19 protein-coding genes and 1 tRNA gene are annotated in these 18568 nt (G+C 67.7%); 13 read left to right on the plus strand and 7 right to left on the minus strand.

From position 1 onward, the window contains the following. Positions 1–50: 50 nt before the first annotated feature. Positions 51–1010, minus strand: coding sequence for a hypothetical protein (locus MJ603_RS13910; protein WP_243064342.1), 960 nt, complete (start codon positions 1008–1010; stop codon positions 51–53). A 334-nt stretch (positions 1011–1344) separates the two neighbouring features. Here MJ603_RS13910 and MJ603_RS13915 point away from each other — a divergent pair, with 334 nt between their 5' ends. Continuing rightward, the gene (locus tag MJ603_RS13915; protein ID WP_243064343.1) at positions 1345–1449 is read left to right on the plus strand and encodes a ribonucleotide-diphosphate reductase subunit beta; all 105 of its coding nucleotides are present in this window, start codon (positions 1345–1347) and stop codon (positions 1447–1449) included. Between the two features lie 65 nt (positions 1450–1514). Here the strand turns inward: MJ603_RS13915 and MJ603_RS13920 are convergent, their stop codons facing one another. Then, positions 1515–3188, minus strand: coding sequence for a TIGR03767 family metallophosphoesterase (locus MJ603_RS13920; protein WP_243064344.1), 1674 nt, complete (start codon positions 3186–3188; stop codon positions 1515–1517). Between the two features lie 173 nt (positions 3189–3361). Between MJ603_RS13920 and MJ603_RS13925 the strand changes: the two genes are divergently transcribed. The 3 genes from MJ603_RS13925 to MJ603_RS13935 are packed head-to-tail and all read left to right on the plus strand — an operon-like array spanning position 3362 to position 5423. Then, complete coding sequence (locus MJ603_RS13925) at positions 3362–3808, plus strand: MaoC family dehydratase N-terminal domain-containing protein (RefSeq protein WP_243064345.1); 447 nt, start codon at positions 3362–3364, stop codon at positions 3806–3808. Continuing rightward, on the plus strand, positions 3808–4236 hold the full coding sequence (locus MJ603_RS13930; protein WP_243064346.1) for a MaoC/PaaZ C-terminal domain-containing protein: 429 nt from the start codon (positions 3808–3810) through the stop codon (positions 4234–4236). Before MJ603_RS13925 ends, MJ603_RS13930 begins: the two co-directional genes overlap by 1 nt. Positions 4237–4271: 35 nt before the next feature. Beyond that, positions 4272–5423: a UDP-N-acetylmuramate dehydrogenase gene (locus tag MJ603_RS13935; protein WP_374230938.1), complete on the plus strand. Its 1152-nt coding sequence runs from the start codon at positions 4272–4274 to the stop codon at positions 5421–5423. 24 nt (positions 5424–5447) lie between these two features. On the opposite strand, the gene MJ603_RS13940 is transcribed toward MJ603_RS13935, so the two are convergent. Next, positions 5448–5921: a hypothetical protein gene (locus MJ603_RS13940; RefSeq protein ID WP_243064347.1), complete on the minus strand. Its 474-nt coding sequence runs from the start codon at positions 5919–5921 to the stop codon at positions 5448–5450. Continuing rightward, positions 5918–7480 (minus strand): PspC domain-containing protein, encoded by a 1563-nt coding sequence (locus MJ603_RS13945; RefSeq protein WP_243064348.1) that lies wholly within the window; start codon positions 7478–7480, stop codon positions 5918–5920. The genes MJ603_RS13940 and MJ603_RS13945 overlap by 4 nt, the downstream gene beginning before the upstream one ends. Before the next feature lie 153 nt (positions 7481–7633). On the opposite strand from MJ603_RS13945, the gene MJ603_RS13950 reads away from it, so the two are divergent. From MJ603_RS13950 to MJ603_RS13990, 9 genes are all read left to right on the plus strand, one after another. Further along, positions 7634–8821 carry an ATP-binding protein gene (locus tag MJ603_RS13950; RefSeq protein ID WP_243064349.1) on the plus strand — a complete coding sequence of 396 codons (1188 nt, stop codon included), beginning with the start codon at positions 7634–7636 and terminating at the stop codon, positions 8819–8821. Beyond that, a complete protein-coding gene (locus MJ603_RS13955) occupies positions 8818–9477 on the plus strand; it encodes a response regulator transcription factor (protein ID WP_243064350.1) in 660 nt (219 codons plus the stop codon). The genes MJ603_RS13950 and MJ603_RS13955 overlap by 4 nt, the downstream gene beginning before the upstream one ends. A 185-nt stretch (positions 9478–9662) precedes the next feature. Further along, a tRNA-Trp gene (locus tag MJ603_RS13960) sits at positions 9663–9735 on the plus strand. Between the two features lie 39 nt (positions 9736–9774). Beyond that, complete coding sequence (gene secE, locus MJ603_RS13965; RefSeq protein WP_243064351.1) at positions 9775–10050, plus strand: preprotein translocase subunit SecE; 276 nt, start codon at positions 9775–9777, stop codon at positions 10048–10050. 88 nt (positions 10051–10138) lie between these two features. After that, positions 10139–11167: a transcription termination/antitermination protein NusG gene (gene nusG, locus MJ603_RS13970; RefSeq protein WP_243064352.1), complete on the plus strand. Its 1029-nt coding sequence runs from the start codon at positions 10139–10141 to the stop codon at positions 11165–11167. A gap of 406 nt (positions 11168–11573) precedes the next feature. Continuing rightward, positions 11574–12002, plus strand: a complete 429-nt coding sequence (gene rplK, locus MJ603_RS13975) for a 50S ribosomal protein L11 (protein ID WP_243064353.1) — start codon at positions 11574–11576, stop codon at positions 12000–12002. Between the two features lie 19 nt (positions 12003–12021). After that, positions 12022–12711: a 50S ribosomal protein L1 gene (gene rplA / locus MJ603_RS13980; protein WP_243064354.1), complete on the plus strand. Its 690-nt coding sequence runs from the start codon at positions 12022–12024 to the stop codon at positions 12709–12711. Positions 12712–12958: 247 nt separating this feature from the next. Then, complete coding sequence (locus tag MJ603_RS13985; RefSeq protein ID WP_243064355.1) at positions 12959–14926, plus strand: protease pro-enzyme activation domain-containing protein; 1968 nt, start codon at positions 12959–12961, stop codon at positions 14924–14926. An 84-nt stretch (positions 14927–15010) separates the two neighbouring features. Beyond that, complete coding sequence (locus MJ603_RS13990; RefSeq protein WP_243064356.1) at positions 15011–15355, plus strand: iron chaperone; 345 nt, start codon at positions 15011–15013, stop codon at positions 15353–15355. Positions 15356–15493: 138 nt separating this feature from the next. Here the strand turns inward: MJ603_RS13990 and MJ603_RS13995 are convergent, their stop codons facing one another. The 3 genes from MJ603_RS13995 to MJ603_RS14005 all read right to left on the minus strand — a co-directional run bounded on the left by MJ603_RS13995 (position 15494) and on the right by MJ603_RS14005 (position 18519). Further along, a complete protein-coding gene (locus MJ603_RS13995) occupies positions 15494–16861 on the minus strand; it encodes an NAD-dependent succinate-semialdehyde dehydrogenase (RefSeq protein ID WP_243064357.1) in 1368 nt (455 codons plus the stop codon). A 109-nt stretch (positions 16862–16970) separates the two neighbouring features. Next, a complete protein-coding gene (locus MJ603_RS14000; RefSeq protein ID WP_243064358.1) occupies positions 16971–17753 on the minus strand; it encodes a cache domain-containing protein in 783 nt (260 codons plus the stop codon). Next, positions 17728–18519, minus strand: a complete 792-nt coding sequence (locus MJ603_RS14005; RefSeq protein WP_243064359.1) for a FadR/GntR family transcriptional regulator — start codon at positions 18517–18519, stop codon at positions 17728–17730. Before MJ603_RS14005 ends, MJ603_RS14000 begins: the two co-directional genes overlap by 26 nt. Positions 18520–18568 lie beyond the last annotated feature (49 nt).

Here is an 18568-nt window from a genome sequence, read left to right on the forward strand (position 1 = left end):
ACGCGCCGCATCGCAAAAGGATGCCGTGGCGTGGGGCGGAGCGAACCAGCTCAGTCAGGTGTCGAGTCGGTCTCGTACGTGGGTGTCGTCGGAAGATCGTCGTCGAGCGGTGTACTCGCGAGCACACCGAAGGCCGAAGCGAAAGAAGTGCCGGACGGTGGCGTGCCAGCGGAGCCGGCGCCACCAGGACCGCTACCGGAACCGGTTCCGGTAGCGGAGGATCCGTTCGCAGGCGGTGGGGCGTCACCGGTGTCTCCCGGAGACGGAGATGTCCCCGGTGATGGGGCGAATCTGGAGCTCGTCGACGGTGTGCCGTGCCGTGAAGACCAGCTTGACGCCTGGGGCGGCCAACCGATGCCCTCGAACGCCTCGAGCGACGCGTTCGAGGCGGCGGAGACGGACGGAGTGAGTGCCAAGCCATCCGGTGAATCGCCTGCCGGTGTACTCGTCCCTGACTCCGGCGGAGTCGGCTGCGATGTCACGGGTGGAGGCCCGAAGACCGAGCCGGTCGTCTGCGCCACCGACCCGAGCACCGAGTCGACGGCTCCCGTCACGGGAGCCGTGACGTCCGAGATCGGACCGAGCGTCGAACCGACGACGGGGATGGACCCGATGATGTGGTCGACCGCGCCGGTGACCGGCGAGAGGGTCTGGGTCACGGAGACTGATCCGACGGTCGAGGTGACCGTGCTCGTCACGGGCTCCACTACTTGCTGAACCGGAGCGGGCAGTGACTGCGTCAGCGGGTCGACCACCGAGGAGACAGTGGCCGTCAGCGTGCTCACCGTATTCTCCACCGGAGCGGTGACCGAGCCGACCAGTGACCCGACCGAGCCGAGAAGCGTGGGCGGAGCGGAACTCGAGGCCGGTGGAGTCGCACCGGGCTCGTCGGCCGATGCCGAGTGGGCACCGAACGCGAGTCCGAGCAGCACAAGACCGCCCGCGACACCGAGCCCGCAGAACAGCAGGCGCAGCATCGTCGAAGGCGTGCGTGCCTCGACGCGGTCCATCGAGCCCCCTCTGTGTGAACCTCGCTCGACTCTAAACCTCATTGGGAGGGTTCAGGAAGGGAGGGCACGTGGCGACACGCCGAACAGCCGGTGTCGATCGAGGTGCTCGTGGCCACCTCGACCGGCCGGAATCCCTTGGTTGTCAGGGGTTCCGCCTAGCCTGTCAAGTGACGAGAAGAAATCCGCAAAACACAACATCTAGTGGAATGACAATCGTGTCATTCACGTTATATAGTGGGTGAACACCGCGCGGAACACCTCAGCCGTAAGCACGAGGGGACTGGTTGCGGCGGGTGGATCGGAAGCCATTTCGATTCACTCGATGGTTCCGATCATGAAGCAATTTGGGGAGGTCATCATGGATGAGAACGAGACCGTCGGCGGCTACGCAGTACCCGTCGACCCGATGGACCTTCTGCAGTGCGACAGCTGCCAGTAGGCATGCTGCACTGACAGACAGACGAAGAAGAGCCCTCCGGCGGATGCCGGGGGGCTCTTCCCATGTCAGACGAACGGATCGGCGAGCAGGAGCTCGGTGTTGCGATCACCCGCGCTTCCGGCGTGGCGCGACGCGTACGACACATCGTTGTACGACAGTTCCCGATACAGCGACGCGAGTGCGGCCTGCGACCCGTCCGAGTACGACGCCTGTTGCGGCGCGGCCGACTCGATCAGAGTCGTGAAGATCGACAGAGATCCCCTCCCGTCGCGACACACCTCGATCACGCGTGCCTGCTGCGGAAAGTCGATGTGCGACGCGGTGTTGATCTCCCAGAACGAGTGGCGAGGTGAGGCGCCAGGGTGCGGCGTGATCGTGTTCGAATGCGAGTGGCCGTTGACCCACGCGATCACGTTCGGATGCCGCGCGAGCACCTCGACGAGTTCGTCGCCGTGGTGGCGCTTCTGGCCGGGAGTGGTCGGATCGGAGTGCAGGTTGGTCATCGAACGACTCGTGTGATGGCTGAACACGACGACGTATCGACCGGATGCCGCAGCCAGCTCCGACTCCAGCCACGTCAGCTGCGTGTCGCCGATCGATCCGTAGGTGAACCCCGCCTTGTCGGTGGAGTCCAGTGCCAGGCCCGCGACCGCGTCGGAGATGTCGAACCGGTACCACGACCGGCCTTCCGCGATCGCCTCGGTCGTGAAACCGTGTCCGACCGGACCGGAGCCCTCCGCGCTCGAAGCCAGGTGAGCCGCCATGAACTGTGCAGGGGTGAACGGCGCGCGTCGTTCGTCCGCGGTCACCGTCCACTGCGGATCGAGCGCCGCACGGGCATCCGGTGCCGCGGCCGTACCCGCTTCGAAGGCGGCGCGCACCGCGCGGTTCGCGCGCTCGTCGCGAAAGCCGGTGAACTTCGTCGTGCCGGTGTAGGCATCCGCAAGTGCCGTCCACGCCGCGGGCACCGTGCCGCCGATCGAGTCGTCGTGGTTGCCCAACACGCAGTACCACGGCATCGCGAGCCCGTCGCTGGCATGCGGAGCCATCGCGTGATCGAGCATGCGCTCGACGATCGGGAAGCCGACCTTCTGATAGGCGTCCGGATGCGCAGACCCCGGCCGGTAGAACCGCTCGTCGTCGCCCGTCTGCACGCCTTCCCAGGTGCCGACCGCCCCCGAGTCGGCGCGCAGCTCCCCGCCGTTCAACAGGGTCAGGAACCACTCGAGCTCGATGGTCTCGCCGTTGTCGGTGTTGTCGCCGGTGGTCACGGCGCAGTCGAATGATCTGCCGGTGAAGGGACCGGCAGCGATGTCGTTGATGCGCCGCACGAGCTGTGCCGTGCCATGCGTGCCGAGCGCCTCCTGCGGACGGAACGCCGTCTTGTCCACATCGAGGAACGACTCGAACCGCATCGGAGACTGCGCGTCGACGATGTGCAGGTCGGTCAGTTGCACGAAGGCGGCAAGGGCGTCGCGGCGGTCGTCGCGACCCGAATCGGCAGTGCGCAGTTCTGTGCGCATGACGGTCGGCATGCCGGGCCCGGCGCCGAGCCGACGGTAACCGACCGTGCCGACGGGTGCGGATGCCGCTTCCATCGTCGTGCCGAGCACGGACAGCGCGCGGGTTTCGGCGAGTGCGAGCGCCGCGTCGCGGCGACCGGCGAACGTGCCGGCGCCGATCAGGACGAGGGAGGCAGCACTGCCCATCAGGAGGGTACGGCGAGTGAGGTTCGCCACGGCTTTCCTCTCGGTTGTGAGGGGTCTTGGTCGATCCGTGACGAGGCTCCACCGCGCACGTGGCGAGGTCGTGAATGACCGGCCCGAGCGAGGTGAACAAGGGTGAGCCGGGCGGTGCCGCCCGGGCTTCGCCCGGGCTGAGCCGGGCATCCTCGGTCCGTAGAATGAAGCGCGTGCCAGTGAACCCCGCGATCCAGGGCCGGAGCTACCCTCCGGTCGACGCCTATCTCGTCGGGCGAGAGAAGGTGCGGGAGTTCGCACGCGCCGTGTTCGCGACGAATCCCATCCACTTCGAGGTCGAGGCCGCCCGCGCTGCCGGCCACGCCGACGTCGTGGCGCCGCCCACGTTCCCGGTCGTCGTGCAGGAGGCCACGCTGGCCCAGCTGCTCGGAGACGAGGATGCCGGGATCGACTTCGGTCGAGTGGTGCACGGCGACCAGCGCTTCGAGTATTCGCGTCCCGTGGTGGCGGGCGACGAGCTGACAGCGCATCTCACCGTCACCTCGGTGAAGTCGCTCGGCGGCAACTCGATGATCACCGCCAGCACCGTGATCGACGACGCAACGGGGGAGCACGTCGTGACGGCGACCTCCACGCTCGTGGTGAGGGGAGAGGACTGATGGCCGCGACTCCGGCACTCGACTCGTTGACCGTCGGCGACGAGGTGGCGAGCGTTCGCCACCTCGTGACGCGCGATTCGCTCGTGCGGTATGCCGGGGCCTCCGGTGACTTCAATCCCATTCACTACCGTGACGACGTCGCGGAGTTCGTGGGACTGCCGGGCGTGCTCGCCCACGGCATGCTCACGATGGGCATCGCGTCGCAGGCCGTCGTGGACTGGGTCGGCGACCCGGCGAGGGTGGTCGACTACCAGGTGCGCTTCACCCGTCCCGTCGTGGTGGATCGCCAGGACGGCGCGACGCTCGACGTCACAGCCAAGGTCGCCGTCATCGAGGCCGATGCAGGCAGGGCGCGCATCGACATCGTCGCGAGCGTGGACGGCAAGACAGTGCTCGGCAAGGCGCAGGCGTGGGTGTCGCTGATTTGACGGAGGCCGCACCCACCTTCGCGCAGCTGACCACCATGCGCGTCGGCGGCCTTGCCCAGCACCTCGTCGCCGCGCGCAGCGAGGACGAGCTCGTCGCGATCGCGCGCGACGCCTACGCGGGCGACGACGATGTGCTGCTGCTCGGGGGTGGCTCGAACACGATCGTCAGCGACGACGGGTTCGACGGCACGGTCATCCAGGTCGCCACCCGCGGTGTCGAGCGGATCGAGGGCGGCGAACGCATCGGGCGTCCGGATGCCGTTCGGCTGCGCGTGCAGGCGGGAGAGCCTTGGGACGGCCTCGTGGCGCTGGCCGTGCGCAACAGGTGGGCGGGGATCGAGGCGCTGTCGGGCATCCCGGGCAGTGTCGGAGCTGCGCCGGTGCAGAACATCGGCGCGTACGGGCAGGAGCTCTCGTCGGTTCTCGTCGCCGTCGACTTTCTCGACGCGGCGACCGGCGACGTGCGAAGGATGACCGCGGCGGAGCTCGAGCTCGGCTACCGCACCTCGCTGCTCAAGCGCGGTCTGCAGGGGGTCGTGGTCGCCGTCGAGCTCGAGCTTGCGCAGCGGCAGGATGTCGGCGCGGCGCTGAGCGAGCCCATCGCGTACGGACAGCTCGCGAACGCGCTCGCTGTCGATGTCGGGACGAAGGTCTCGCTCGGTGAGTTGCGGCGCACCGTGCTGTCGCTGAGGGCGTCGAAGGGCATGGTTCTCGACCCGGACGACCCCGACTCGGTGAGCGCAGGCTCGTTCTTCACCAACCCGATCGTGTCGACGCAGTTCGCGCACACCCTGCCGGCCGACATGCCGAGGTGGCCGCTCGTGCCGGACGAGCCGGACCTCGTCGCGCCGCTCGACGCCGCCTTCGCCGAGGAGAGCGTCGCTGTCGGGCTGCTGGCAGAGGCCGCTGTGGACCGCGAGAGGCATCGGGCACAGGCCGAGTCGACGGGGCCCGGAGTGAAACTCAGTGCCGCGTGGCTGATCGAGCACTCCGGCATTCGACGCGGATTCGCACTGCCGGGATCGGGCGCCGCCATCTCGAGCAAGCACACGCTGGCGATCACGAACCGGGGCGGGGCATCCGCGCTCGATGTGGCGCAGCTGGCGTCGTACGTGCAGGGGCGGGTGCAGGCCGAGTTCGGCGTGCTGCTGCGGCCGGAGCCGGTGCTGGTCGGCCTGGAACTCTAGCCGCCCGCCCGCGCCGCACGTGGTTCAGCCGCGCACGGCCGACCGACGCTGAGCCCGACGGATGGCCGAGAGGCCGGCGAAGAGCAGTACGAGCACGCCGATCGCAACGACGATGAGCACGCCGATCGTCACGGGCGTGAATGAGGCGGTCCACGCGGCGAACGCCGCAGCATTGCCGGGTACGGCGGTGACGATCATCACCGCCGCCGCGAACGCCAGCACGATGACGCCCCACGCGATCGCACCGGAGCGGATGCGCGGCCGCGTCCCGCCCGTCGCGGCCGCGGCGTAGCGGTCCGCGAGCGGCGGCTCGTCGATGCGGAGCGTCGGAGTCGCCTCCGGCTGCGCGGCGGTGGCGGCGTCGTCGATGCGCTCGGTGGGGGTCGTCTCCGTGAGGCGTTCGGTGGGTGCGGTGTCGCTCTCGGGTGTCATGGTCGAGTCCTCGCTCTTGTGCGGGTCGGGCCGCTGCGTGCTGGGGGTGTCAGGTGCGTCGCTCACAGGGACTCCCTCTGCGCCACGTAGACGGATCCGACAGCCTGGTCGACCTTGATGGTCACCGTCGGCTGTCCGTCGCCGATCACGAAGGTGGAGATCCTCTCGTCACCGGTCGTCGCGACTGACGGTGAGACGACCTCGGAGTTGCCGTCGGCATCCATGCGGTCGGCATTCACGGAGCTGCGCCCGGCGTGCTGGGTGATGACGACCCGTGCCGAGAGGCCCTCGACGAGATCGATCTCGGTGGAGCCGACGCCCTGGGAGATGTCGACGTGCCCGCTCGCCGCAGCGTCGTCGAAGCTGACGCGAGTCGAGCCGAGAGGTTGGTAGATCGAGACCGCCGAGGGGTCCTGGTAGTACGTGTACAGGAGCACGAGGTCTCTCCCGCGGGGCGGAAGCACGGTCACCAGGCACGCGACGATCAGCACGATCGAGACGAAGCCGAGGAACCCGCTCCGGCGGCGAAGGACTCCTGCGAGCACGATCGATCCACCGATGACCGCGGTGGCGATCGCCAGCCCGATCGGTATGGAGTAGTCGGATGCGCTCGACCCGAGGACCACGGCAGAGCCCACGCCGCCCAGCACGAGCGCGAGCCCGAGCGCGATGCCGACGTAGGCCGCACTGGTGCGCGGATTCGCGGCTCTGCGCTCTCGACGCGCCCGTTCCGACTCCGCTGCGAGCGCCTGCGCCTGTGCCCGGATCTCGGCGGTGCGCTGCTGCTTGATGGCTCGGGCGTCGGCCTGCTGGGCATTCCAGGCCGCGTACTCCGTGCGCCAGGCATCCTGTCGCGCCCGCCAGTCCGCAACGGCATCCTGATCGGCGCCCGGCTGGCCCGCCGGCGGAGCGACGTAGGACGCACCACCGCCCGTCGACGGGTCGGGGAGAGTCGATGCCGGGGCGGCGCTCGCGGAAGCCGAATGCGCGGCGCCGCCACCGGCATCCGTCGGTGAAGTCTGCGTGGTCGGGGAGGGAGACGGAGAAGAGGGATAGGTCGGAGCAGCGGATGCCGGGGGCGACACGGGTGTGATGCGCCCGCTGCGTGCTGCCCAGATCACGAACGCCACGATGAGTCCGATGACCAGAAGGCCCCAGAGCGCGCGCCCGACGGAGGCGAACCACGACAACCCGCCCCAGAACTGCGCCCCCGCCCACCAGAAGCCCTGCGCGAACGGGAGGAACGAGAACAGCGCGAGCACGATGATGCCGATCGTCGCCGGCTCGAAGTGACCCTTGATAAGGCGCTCGAGGTGGATGTCTCCGCTCGCGTCAGGAAGCAGCAGCCATGCCGCCGCGTACACCAGGAACGCAGGGCCGCCGAGGGTGGCGACGACAACGGCGATGCCGCGCACGATGATCGGATCGATGCCGAGCCTGGCGGCGATTCCGCCGCAGACCCCGCCGGCCCAGCCGTTCTGGCGCACGATGCCCAGACCGCGGAGCCAGCCGAAGAAGCGGGTGGAACCGGTGGCTGCACTGCTGGGGGTCGCGCCGGGAGCGGCACCGGGGGTGGCTGAACCGTATTCCGGCGGGCGGGGCGTCTGTGTGGCGTCTTCAGGCATGTCTCGATCGTGCCCGAGTCGCCGCCCCGTCCGCGATGGGGGATCGCCCTGATCGACCCCTGAGATGTTCCGCCCGGTGATCAGGGGTGCGCGGCCTGATGATTGGATGCCTGTATGCCGTCCTCATCCGCCCGCGCGCCCAGGCGGCCGCCGATGTCGCCGCCCGTGCAGCGACCGCCGTTGCTGCGCCCGCGCGACTGCGTGCTCGGCGGTGTGTGCGCCGCGACGGCGCGGCACCTCGGGTGGAGTGTCGAGGCGACCAGGTGGCTGGCCATCGCACTCGCGCTGTGCGGTGGGGTGGGCATCCTGCTCTATGCCTGGCTCTGGGCGATGACGCCGCTCGAGCCGTCGGAGCCCGACACGCTCGGCGTCGTGCATCGCCGGGTCCCCGTGCCGTGGCTGCTGTTCGGCGCCGCCGTGTTCTTCGGTCTGCTCGTGTTCACGCTCGGAATCGGGTTCAGGTCTGGGGTGGTCGCCTCGGCGAGCCTGGTACCGGTCATCGTCGGCGCTGTCGTGTGCGGTGCCGGCTCCGTTCTGTGGGATCAGCTCGTCGACGCGGCGACGCCGCGCAGCGAGACGACCGCGCGGTGGCTGCGGATCTCGAGCGGCGTCGTGCTGGTGGCGGTGGGAATCCTCGGCCCTCTGGTGTGGGGGAGCGGTGCACCCGGATGGGCGTGGGTGCTCTTCGTGATCGCCCTGCTGGCCGGGGTGGCCGTGCTGGCAGGCCCGTGGGCACTGCGACTCTGGCGGGAACTGATCGCCGAGCGCACCAAGCGGGTGCGCGAGGAGGAGCGCGCCGAGATGGCGGCGCACTTGCACGACTCCGTGCTGCAGACGCTCGCGCTGATCCAGACCAGGGCGGGGGCATCCAGCGAGGTCGCCCGGCTCGCGCGAGCGCAGGAGCGCGAGCTGCGGGAATGGCTGTACTCGGGTGAGCGTCGTGAGGACAACGACCTGATCAGCGATCTTCGCGAGACGGCGGCCGCGCTCGAGCTGGACTATCCGGTGCGGTTCGACGTCGTCGTCGTGGGAGCGACGGGAGAGCGGTCGACAGGCGAGGTGGCGGCGGCATCGCGCGAAGCGATGCTCAACGCAGCACGCCACGCAGGGGGCGAGGTGAGCGTCTACGTCGAGGGGAGCGAGGCATCCGTCGATGTCTTCGTGCGCGACAGAGGGCCGGGATTCACGCTCGAGACGGTGCCCGGCGACCGCATGGGCGTGCGAGAGTCGATCGTGGGGCGCATGCGCCGCGCGGGAGGCACGGCCTCCGTCGGGCCGGGAGCAGGCGGCGAGGGCACAGAGGTGCGGGTGCACTTCGAACGAGGAGGAGATGAGGCGTGACCGAATCCGACGTCACTGTCGTGATCGTGGACGACCATTCGATCTTCCGCTCAGGGCTGCGCGCCGACCTGGGTGAAGGCATCCGGGTGCTCGGCGAAGCGGATGCCGTCGACTCCGCCGTCGAGGCCGTCACGTCCCTGCTCCCCGACGTCGTACTCCTCGACGTGCACCTTCCCGGTGGTGCGGGCGGCGGGGGCGCCGAGGTCGTTCGCCGGTGCGCAGGATCGACGGCGGGCACGCGCTTCCTCGCACTGAGCGTCTCGGATTCGGCGGAGGACGTGGTGGCGGTCATCCGCGCCGGCGCCCGCGGCTACATCACGAAGGGCAGCTCGGGCAGCGACGTGACCAAGGCAGTGCTCGCCGTCGCCGGTGGCGACGCGGTCTTCTCTCCGAGACTGGCCGGGTTCGTGCTGGATGCCTTCGGCGCGGCATCCGGAGAGCAGGCCGAGAGTGTCGATGAGCTCGATCGCCTCACAGGTCGGGAGCGCGAGGTGATGCGTCTGATCGCGCGCGGATACGCCTACAAAGAGGTCGCGACCGAGCTCTTCATCTCGGTGAAAACCGTCGAGACCCACGTCTCAGCCGTGCTGCGCAAGCTGCAGCTGTCGTCGCGTCACGAGCTCACGGCGTGGGCGCTGGCCCGCCGTCTGCTGTGACGCGGTGGCGAGTGCTCCGCTTTGCGCGCCGGGTGCCGCTCGCCTACACTTGACCGAGGTTGTTGAAGTCAGCCAAGCTTTTTTGCGCCCATTTTGCGTGGTCGTGACGGGCTTGCACACCACGGCTCAGAACTCCCGGCGAATAAGGCAGTCTTCCGGGATAGAGTCGTGTGATTTCTTCCCGAAGGGCGGTGGCTCAATTGGTAGAGCAGCGGTCTCCAAAACCGCAGGTTGCAGGTTCGAGTCCTGTCCGCCCTGCAAGTCGGTGCTCTGGCTCCGACCCACGAAAGGTATGAGGTGGCGCGGAAAGTTATCGACGAACCGAGCGAGGATGTCGTCGCCAACGCCAAGAAGGAGCGGGCAGCCAAACGCAACCCGTTTTCTCGGATCGCCTTGTTCATCCGGCAGGTCTTCGCGGAACTGAAGAAGGTCGTCACACCCACACGCGGGGAACTGCTGAGCTACACGGGCGTGGTGTTGGTCTTCGTGATCATCATGATGGCGATCGTCTACGGTCTGGACCAGCTGTTCAGCTGGTTGGTGATCCTCGTCTTCGGTACCCCGGGGTCCTGACACCGAGCAGGCCGTGGGGCGAAGAGGCCTGGATGAATCGGCGGCGCGTGCCTTACGCGCAACAACAGGAATGGATTGGTAACAGCAAGTGTCTGAACGAGAGCGCGATGACGTCGACTGGGCGACCGCTGCTGAGCAGGCTGCCGGAGACGACGAGGCGCAGGAGGGCAACCAGCTCGCTGCCGAGGAGCAGTCGTCGGATGCCGCCGAGCACGAAGCCCTGCACGTGACCGACGCCGACGGGAACGACATCGATCTGGATGCCGTACTCGACGCGATCGCAGAGACCGCCGACCCCGAGGCCGATGCCGCGGTTGACGACGCACTGGAGGTCGACGACGCCGACGAGGCCGAGGCGGCGTTCGAGGCGATCGAAGACGAAGAAGAGGTGGACGGAGACTCCGACTCCGACGGGTCAGCGTCTGACGAGTCGGCTTCTGACGAGCCAGCTTCTGACGGGTCTGCACCAGAGGGCGACGACGAGGACGAGACCGAGGTCGACCCCTACGACGAGTTCAAGCGCGAGCTGCGCTACCTGCCGGGCAAGTGGTACGTCATCCACTCGTATGCAGGCTTCGAGCGTCGTGTGAAGCAGAACCTCGCCAACCGCACGAACACCATGGGCATGGAAGATTACATCTACCAGGTCGAGGTGCCGATGGAAGACGTCGTCGAGATCAAGAACGGCCAGCGCAAGATGGTCAACCGTGTGCGCATCCCCGGCTATGTGCTGGTGCGTATGGACCTCAACGAAGACAGCTGGTCCGTTGTGCGTCACACACCTGGTGTCACCGGGTTCGTCGGCAACGCGCACAACCCGACGCCGCTGCGCTTCGACGAGGCGTTCAACATGCTCAAGTCGCTCGTGCAGGTCGAGCCGGTCGCCACCGGCAAGGCGGCATCCGGCAAGGGTGCGAAGGCCGCAACGCGTGTCGCCCCCATCGAGGTGGACTTCGAGATCGGCGAGACCATCACGATCAAGGAAGGCTCGTTCGCGGGTCTGCCCGGTTCGATCAGCGAGATCAAGCCGGAGAGCGGCAAGCTCACCGTGCTCGTCTCCCTGTTCGAGCGCGAGACGCCGGTCGAGCTCAGCTTCGACCAGGTCAACAAGCAGTAGCGACTCTTCGAAAGGGGCCGTCCACCTCGGGTGGGCGGCCCCTTTCGCATCCCACGAGTCACTCAGCGCAGCTCGTTTTCAGGACATGCTGTGAAGCATCCAGACTGTGTCGGTGCCTCGCCGGAGGTCCTGAAAACGTGTTGCGGCAGGTCCCTGGGTGCATGCGAGTCTGGCGACTTGACGATGGCCTGGCATGCGGGCGGTCGGTCGGCGGGCGGGCGGTCGGTCGGCGGACGGCCGGCTGCGGACGGCCGATCGCGCAGGGCCGGGGGCTGGCAAGGCTGCCCATCCGCATCGGGTATCATTGTGTGGTTTGTGCATTCGCGCAGATTCACCACGTCTCGGACAGTCCGAGGTTCGTGGGAGAGGGGATGCAACGGCATCCGCCTCGAGGAAAGGAAAATCGATGGCACCGAAGAAGAAGGTCACAGGTCTGATCAAGCTTCAGATCAAGGCCGGCGCCGCCAACCCCGCCCCGCCGATCGGCCCGGCGCTGGGACAGCACGGCGTCAACATCATGGAGTTCTGCAAGGCGTACAACGCGGCGACCGAGTCGCAGCGCGGCAACGTCGTCCCGGTGGAGATCACCGTCTACGAGGATCGTTCGTTCACGTTCATCCTCAAGACCCCTCCGGCGGCAGAGCTCATCAAGAAGGCCGCAGGCGTGGCCAAGGGTTCCGGGGTTCCGCACACCACCAAGGTCGGCAAGCTGACCGCGGCGCAGGTGCGCGAAATCGCCGAGCAGAAGCTGGTCGACCTGAACGCGAATGATCTGGATGCCGCATCCAAGATCATCGCAGGCACCGCCCGCTCCATGGGCATCACGGTCGAGTAAAGAAAGGTAGGTCAGAACCATGGCACAGAAGTCCAAGGCCTACCGGGCCTCCGCCGCCAAGATCGAAGACGGCAAGTTCTACACCCCCGACGAGGCCGTCGCGCTGGCGCGCGAGACCGGGTCGTCGAAGTTCAACTCCACAGTCGAGGTCGCTCTCAAGCTGGGTGTCGACCCTCGCAAGGCCGACCAGATGGTGCGTGGCACCGTCATCCTGCCGCACGGCACGGGCAAGACCGCCCGCGTCGTGGTGTTCGCCACCGGTGCAGCGGCCGAGGCCGCGATCGCAGCCGGTGCCGACGAGGTCGGCGGCGACGAGCTCATCGAGCGCGTCGCAGGTGGCTGGACCGATTTCGACTCCGCCGTCTCCACACCGGAGCTGATGGGCAAGGTCGGCCGTCTCGGAAAGGTGCTCGGCCCCCGTGGCCTCATGCCGAACCCGAAGACCGGCACCGTGACGCCCGACGTGGCGAAGGCCGTGTCCGACATCAAGGGCGGAAAGATCGAGTTCCGCGTCGACAAGCACTCCAACGTGCACTTCGTCGTCGGCAAGGCAGGGTTCACGCCCGAGCAGCTTTCGGAGAACATCAACGCTGCGCTCGAAGAGGTCATGCGGCTCAAGCCGTCCGCCTCCAAGGGCCGCTACATCCAGAAGGGCGCCGTGTCGACCACGTTCGGCCCCGGCATCCCGCTCGATGTGAACGCCATTTAGGCATCCCACTTTCGAGGGCCCCGTCGGTTGATCCGGCGGGGCCTTCGTCGTATCCCCTGGCATTCGATCCTGTCGTCGAACCCGGGGAGAACGTTCGCCTTTCGTTCCTTCGTTGTTGTGCCTCTTGTGGGGGACGTATGCGGGGGCATAGTGTCCGAATCACGCGCGCCATAGGGGGGCACGCGACCGATTCGAAGGGAATGGGATGACGACACGAAAAGCCCGTCGCCCGCTCACAAGGCGGACGATGGCGATTCTGGCCGCAGGCGTCAGTATCGCTGCGCTTTCACTCACGGGTATGGGCGCGGCGAATGCCGCGCAGAGCGTCGACTACACGGGATCGGTGCCGAACTGGGCGACCAGTGCGAACGACACCGGAACACCAGCAGCAGACACCACAGTCGAAGGCGAGCTCTACCTCAATCTGAAGGACCCGCAGGGCGCGGTCAGCCTCGCCAAGGCGGTCTCCACTCCCGGCAATCCGCAGTACCGCCGCTGGCTGACGCCGCAGCAGTGGATCAGCCGCTTCTCGCCGACGCAGCGTACCTACAACGCCGTGGTCGCTTACGTGAAGTCCCAGGGACTCACCGTCACCGGAACACCGGCGAGTCGTGAGTACGTCGTCTTCCGCGGCACTCCCGACCAGGTGGGAGCGGCATTCTCCACATCGCTGCACACCTACAGCCACGCCGGGCGGCAGCTCGTCGCGCCGTCGTCTGCCCCGGTCCTGCCTCAGTCGGTGGGCTCGAGCGTGAGCGCCGTGAGCGTCGACCAGTCACGCACCCTGACCAGGCCGGACTCCATTCAGCAGGGCGACATCCCGTCGGCCACCGGCCCGACCACGCCGAAGGAGCGCATGGCGACGCCGTCGACGACGCCCGCGTTCAATGCGCCGTGCTCGACGTACTGGGCGCAGAAGAGCGTGACCGTTCCCGCCGCCTACAACGGCCAGACGCAGTACCCGACGAACATCTGCGGGTACACGCCGAAGCAGATCCGCTCGGGCTACGGTCTCGACACCTGGTCGAAGCTCGGCGTCAACGGGTCGGGGCAGACGGTCGCCATCACGGATGCCTACGCCTCGCCGTCGATCGTCAGTGACGTGAACCAGTACTCGGCGCAGAACGGCGAGCCGTCGCTCACGCGCAACCAGTACTCGCAGATCGTTCCGAGCGCTGACCAGTTCACCGACCAGGACCTCTGCCAGGAGCCCAGCGGATGGCAGAGCGAGCAGACCCTCGACGTCGAAGCCGTGCACGCCGTGGCACCGAAGGCGAACATCCTCTACGTCGGCGGCGACAACTGCGAAGGCGGACTCGATCTGGCCACTTCGACGATCCTGGACAAGAAGCTCGCGAACATCGTGAGCAACAGCTGGGGTGACATCGGAGAAGACGTTCCGACCGACGTGCTCGCGGGACAAGAGAACCTCCACCTGCAGGCAGCGGGTGAGGGCATCGGGCTGTACTACTCGAGCGGTGACAACGGCGACGAGGTTGCGAACCTCGGGTACGCGTCTCCGGACTGGCCGGCATCCTCGCCGTACGTCACCTCGGTCGGTGGCACCTCGATCGGCGTCGACAAGAACGGCAAGCTCGTCACCGAGGTCGGCTGGGGTGACCAGCTCGACAAGATCCTGACGGATGCCTCGGGCAACCTCTCGTACGCCGACCCGATCCCCGGCAGCATCTTCGCCGGCGGAGCAGGTGGTGGTGTGAGTGCGATCAGCAAGCAGCCCTGGTATCAGGCGGGTGTCGTTCCGAACTCGCTGGCGAAGGGGATGCGCGTCTCACCCGACGTGTCGGCGCTCGCCGATCCGTACACGGGTTTCGAGATCGGCCTGAGCCCGATCGTCGATGACACGACGCTGGAGACCGGCGCGTACGTGAACGAGACGTACGGCGGAACATCGCTGGCGTCGCCGTTGACAGCGGCGCAGATGGCGCTGGCGCAACAGCTCACGCACTCGACGATCGGGTTCGCGAACCCGACGCTGTACGCGCTCTACCGCGTGTCTCCGTCGACGTTCCGCGACGTGAAGCCGCCTGCCGGTCCGCTGGCGGTGGCATACACCGGTCAGGTGAGCCACAACTCCTACCTGATCACGCTCAACAGCGACACGTCGCTCACGGTCACCAAGGGCTACGACGACGTGACGGGGCTGGGTGCACTCTCGTTCGGCATCGCGCACGGGGTGGCCCAGGGCAGACACTGATCGAGCACGTCTGACCCGGCGAGGGGTGGTCCGATCGAGGGCCGCCCCTCGCTTTGCGTGCGCGAGGCGAGTACAAACGGAGACATGGGGGAGGTCACCGACTACTACGCGACGCTGCCGCCCGACGTGTTCGAGTTGTTCGACGGCATCCGTATCAGGGCGCTCGAGCTCGTGCCCGACGCCGTCGAGGGTCGCAGCTACGGTATGGCGGCGCTTCTGTACCGCGGCAAGGGCCTGATCGCTGTCGTGCAGGCGAAGAACCACCTGGCCAACTATCCGTTCAGCGGCAAGGTGGTCGGAGCGGTGGCGGATCGACTCGATGGATTCGTGCTCTCGACAGGGGCGATCCGGTTCAGCCTCGAGAAGCCGATCCCACCAGACGTGCTCGACGACGTGATCAACTTGCGGGTTGCTGAGATCGAGCGCTGACGCGCTCGCCCGACCCCACCCGAAGACGTCGACCCGGCACTGTGTTGCCGAGCCTGCATCGTATTCACGTGAACAGCAGGGTGGCTCGGCAATACAGTGCCGGGTCGACGGGGCCGGGTGGAGCGGGGCGGGGCGGGACTACGCGGTGCGGATGAGCTTCTTGTTGACGAACTCGTCGGCCCCGAGGCGACCCATCTCGCGGCCCGTGCCGGAGCGCTTGACACCTCCGAAGGGCAGCTCGACGCCGTCGGCGAGCGTGAGGTTGACGAACACCATGCCCGCCTCGATCCGGTTGGCGACGCGCTCGGCCTGCTCCGGATCGGTCGTGTAGACGTAGGAACCGAGGCCGAACGGGATGTCGTTGGCTTTGGCGACGGCATCCGCTTCGTCGGCAGCGCGGTACACCGAGGCGACCGGGCCGAAGAACTCCTCGTGGCGCGACGGGTTGTCGGGCGCGATGTCCGTGAGCACGATCGGCGCGAAGAAGTTGCCGCGGCGCTCGCCCGTGGCATGTGCGGTGGCACCGTTCGCGACGGCGCGATCGAGTTGCGCCTGCAGTCGCTCGGCGGCGGCGGTGCTGGACAGTGGTCCGAGCACGCTGTCGTCTGACGTCGGGTCGCTCGGCTGCGACTCCGCGAGCTTGGCCGTGAACTTGTCGACGAACGTGTCGTAGAGGTCGTCCACAACGATGAAGCGCTTGGCGGCGTTGCAGGACTGGCCGGAGTTGTCGAGGCGTGCGGCCGCGGCATCCTCCACGACCTTGTCGATGTCGTCCGTCGAAAGCAGGACGAACGGGTCGGACCCGCCGAGCTCGAGCACGACCTTCTTGAGGTTGCGGCCGGCGATCTCCGCGACCGCGGAGCCGGCACGCTCAGAGCCGGTGAGCGAGACGCCCTGCACACACGGATCGGCGATAACGTCCTCGATCTGCTCGTTCGTGGCATAGATGTTCACGTAGGCACCGTCGGGGAAGCCGGCGTCGTCGAAGATCTGCTGAATGGCCGCCGCCGACTCCGGGCACTGCGGAGCGTGCTTGAGCAGGATCGCGTTGCCGATGATCAGGTTAGGTCCGGCGAAGCGGGCCACCTGGTAGTAAGGGAAGTTCCACGGCATGATGCCCAAGAGCACTCCGAGCGGGGTGCGGCGGATGATCGCGCTCCCCTCACCGGCGAGCAACGTGATCGGCTCGTCCTTGAGCACATCGGGAGAGGTGTCGGCGTAGTAGCGGTAGATGTCGGCGGCGAAATCCACCTCGCCGTAGGCCTGCTCGAGCGGCTTGCCCATCTCGCGCACGATGATCGCAGCGAGCTCGTCGCGGCGCTCCGTGTGCAGGTCGCCGACCTTGCGGATGAGCTCCGCGCGTTCGGCGGGCGTCGTCGTGCGGCCCCAGCCGCGGTAGGCGGCATCCGCACGGGCGATCGCGTCGCCGAGTTCGGCATCCGTGATCGTCGGGTATTCCTTGATCGTCTCTCCGGTGGCAGGATCGACCACTGCGTAGTAGCTCATGAGAGCCCCTTCTCGTATCTCGTGACGGCCGCAGAGGCGTCCGCCGGTGCACGCTCGACGCCAGCCTAGGCGAACGGCGCGCGCTAAATCATCCGGTTTGCAATGATTGCTAGGACGGGTTGTCGTGAATCGTGCCGAGGGAGACGACCCGCAGCGGGGTTCCGGCGCAGACTGTGCCTTCTGAGGCGTCGCGCACGAGCGATCCAGCAGCGACGGATGCCTCGCCCGACACGACGACGCGACCGTCGGCGTTGACGAGAGCGAGCGGTTCATCCGAGGCGAGGAAGTCCGGAATGACCTCCCGTTCCAGCCTTCGCACGGCGATGTCCGCGCCGACCACGCCCAGCATGCGGTCGTCCGCCTGCACCGGCAGCGTCAGCGTGAGGATGTAGTCGCACGTGCAGAGGTGGTCGACGTACGGACCTGTGACGTGGCCCAGCATGGTGGCGGCCGGTGTCGCGTACCACTCGAGGCCGCGCACGTCGCGCAGGTAGTCGGCGTACCCACGCGTGGAGAGGTCGAGCCGCGTCGGCTCCTGCGTGCTGCCGAAGATCGGACCGGACTCCAGCGGCCCGAGCCACCACGCGAAGTGCACGTTGCGACCGTGCACGTAGTCGGGCGAGGCGATGAACCCCGCGCCGATCACGAGTGCGTCGTCGGTGAGCAGGGGAAGCACCCGGCGCGACACGACGTCGTCGAGTGCTGCTTGTGTCGTGCTGGTGCCGAGTGTGCTCAGGATCTTGGTGCGCCAGGATTCGAGCGTGTCGAAGACGGCGGCGAAGAGGGTGGAGATCTCGTGGGCGACCGACGTGGCGTCTTTCGACTCCGCTGCGGGTCGCTCAGGGAGCTGGGTGGGCGCGCCTTTCTCAGGCGTGGGTGCGCGTGCGACCACGGCTCACCGCCTCGCGATCCATGGCGTCCTTGGCCCGGAGCAGCCCTCGACTGTGCGCATCCAGCTGGCCGAGCACGAGTTCACGCGCTCGGTCGCCGTCGTGCGCCCGGATCGCGTCGGCGATCAACGCGTTGACGCGCGCCGTGCTCTCGCGTTCCGCTCCGTCGTCCAACGCCAACAGAAGCAGAGGGCCGTACTCCGCCTGCACACGGATCTGCTCGCGCACCAGCCTCGGAGACTGACTCAGCACGGCAACCTCGAGGTAGAAGCCGCCGGTGTTCGCACGTGCCGCAGCGGGGGAGTCGAAGGATGCCCCGCTCAGCCAGGTCGCGAGCCGGTCGCCCTCCTCATCGGTGGAGCGTGCCGCGGCACGCTCGGCGCATCCGCCGAGGATCGTCGCGAAGTACACCGCCATGTCGGCGAGCTCGACCCGCGACACAGTGCGGAGCCTGGCCTCGAGTGCGCCCTCGTGGCCGGTGCCCGAGGTGACGAAGCTGCCTCCGTCGCGGCCGCGACGGGTCTCGACGAGTTGGCTCTCGCGGAGCATCCCGAGCCCCTCGCGCACGGTGATCACCGCGACGCCGAAGCGTCGTGCGAGTTCCGTCTCGCTCGGCAAGCGCTCGCCGTCTTCGAGCACGCCGAGGATGATCGCATCGGTGAGGCGCCTCGCCACCTGCTCGGCGCGTCCGGCGTCGGCCAGCTGGGCGAAGATCGCCTCGCGCGCCGCCGGTCCCACTCGCGTGGCCGATGGCTGATCTTTGCCCATGAGCAACACCGTATCGCGGGGCTGTGTGGCACATGGCGCTGGTGCGCAG

Source organism: Humibacter sp. RRB41 (assembly GCF_022761015.1).
Classification (GTDB): Bacteria; Actinomycetota; Actinomycetes; order Actinomycetales; family Microbacteriaceae; genus Humibacter.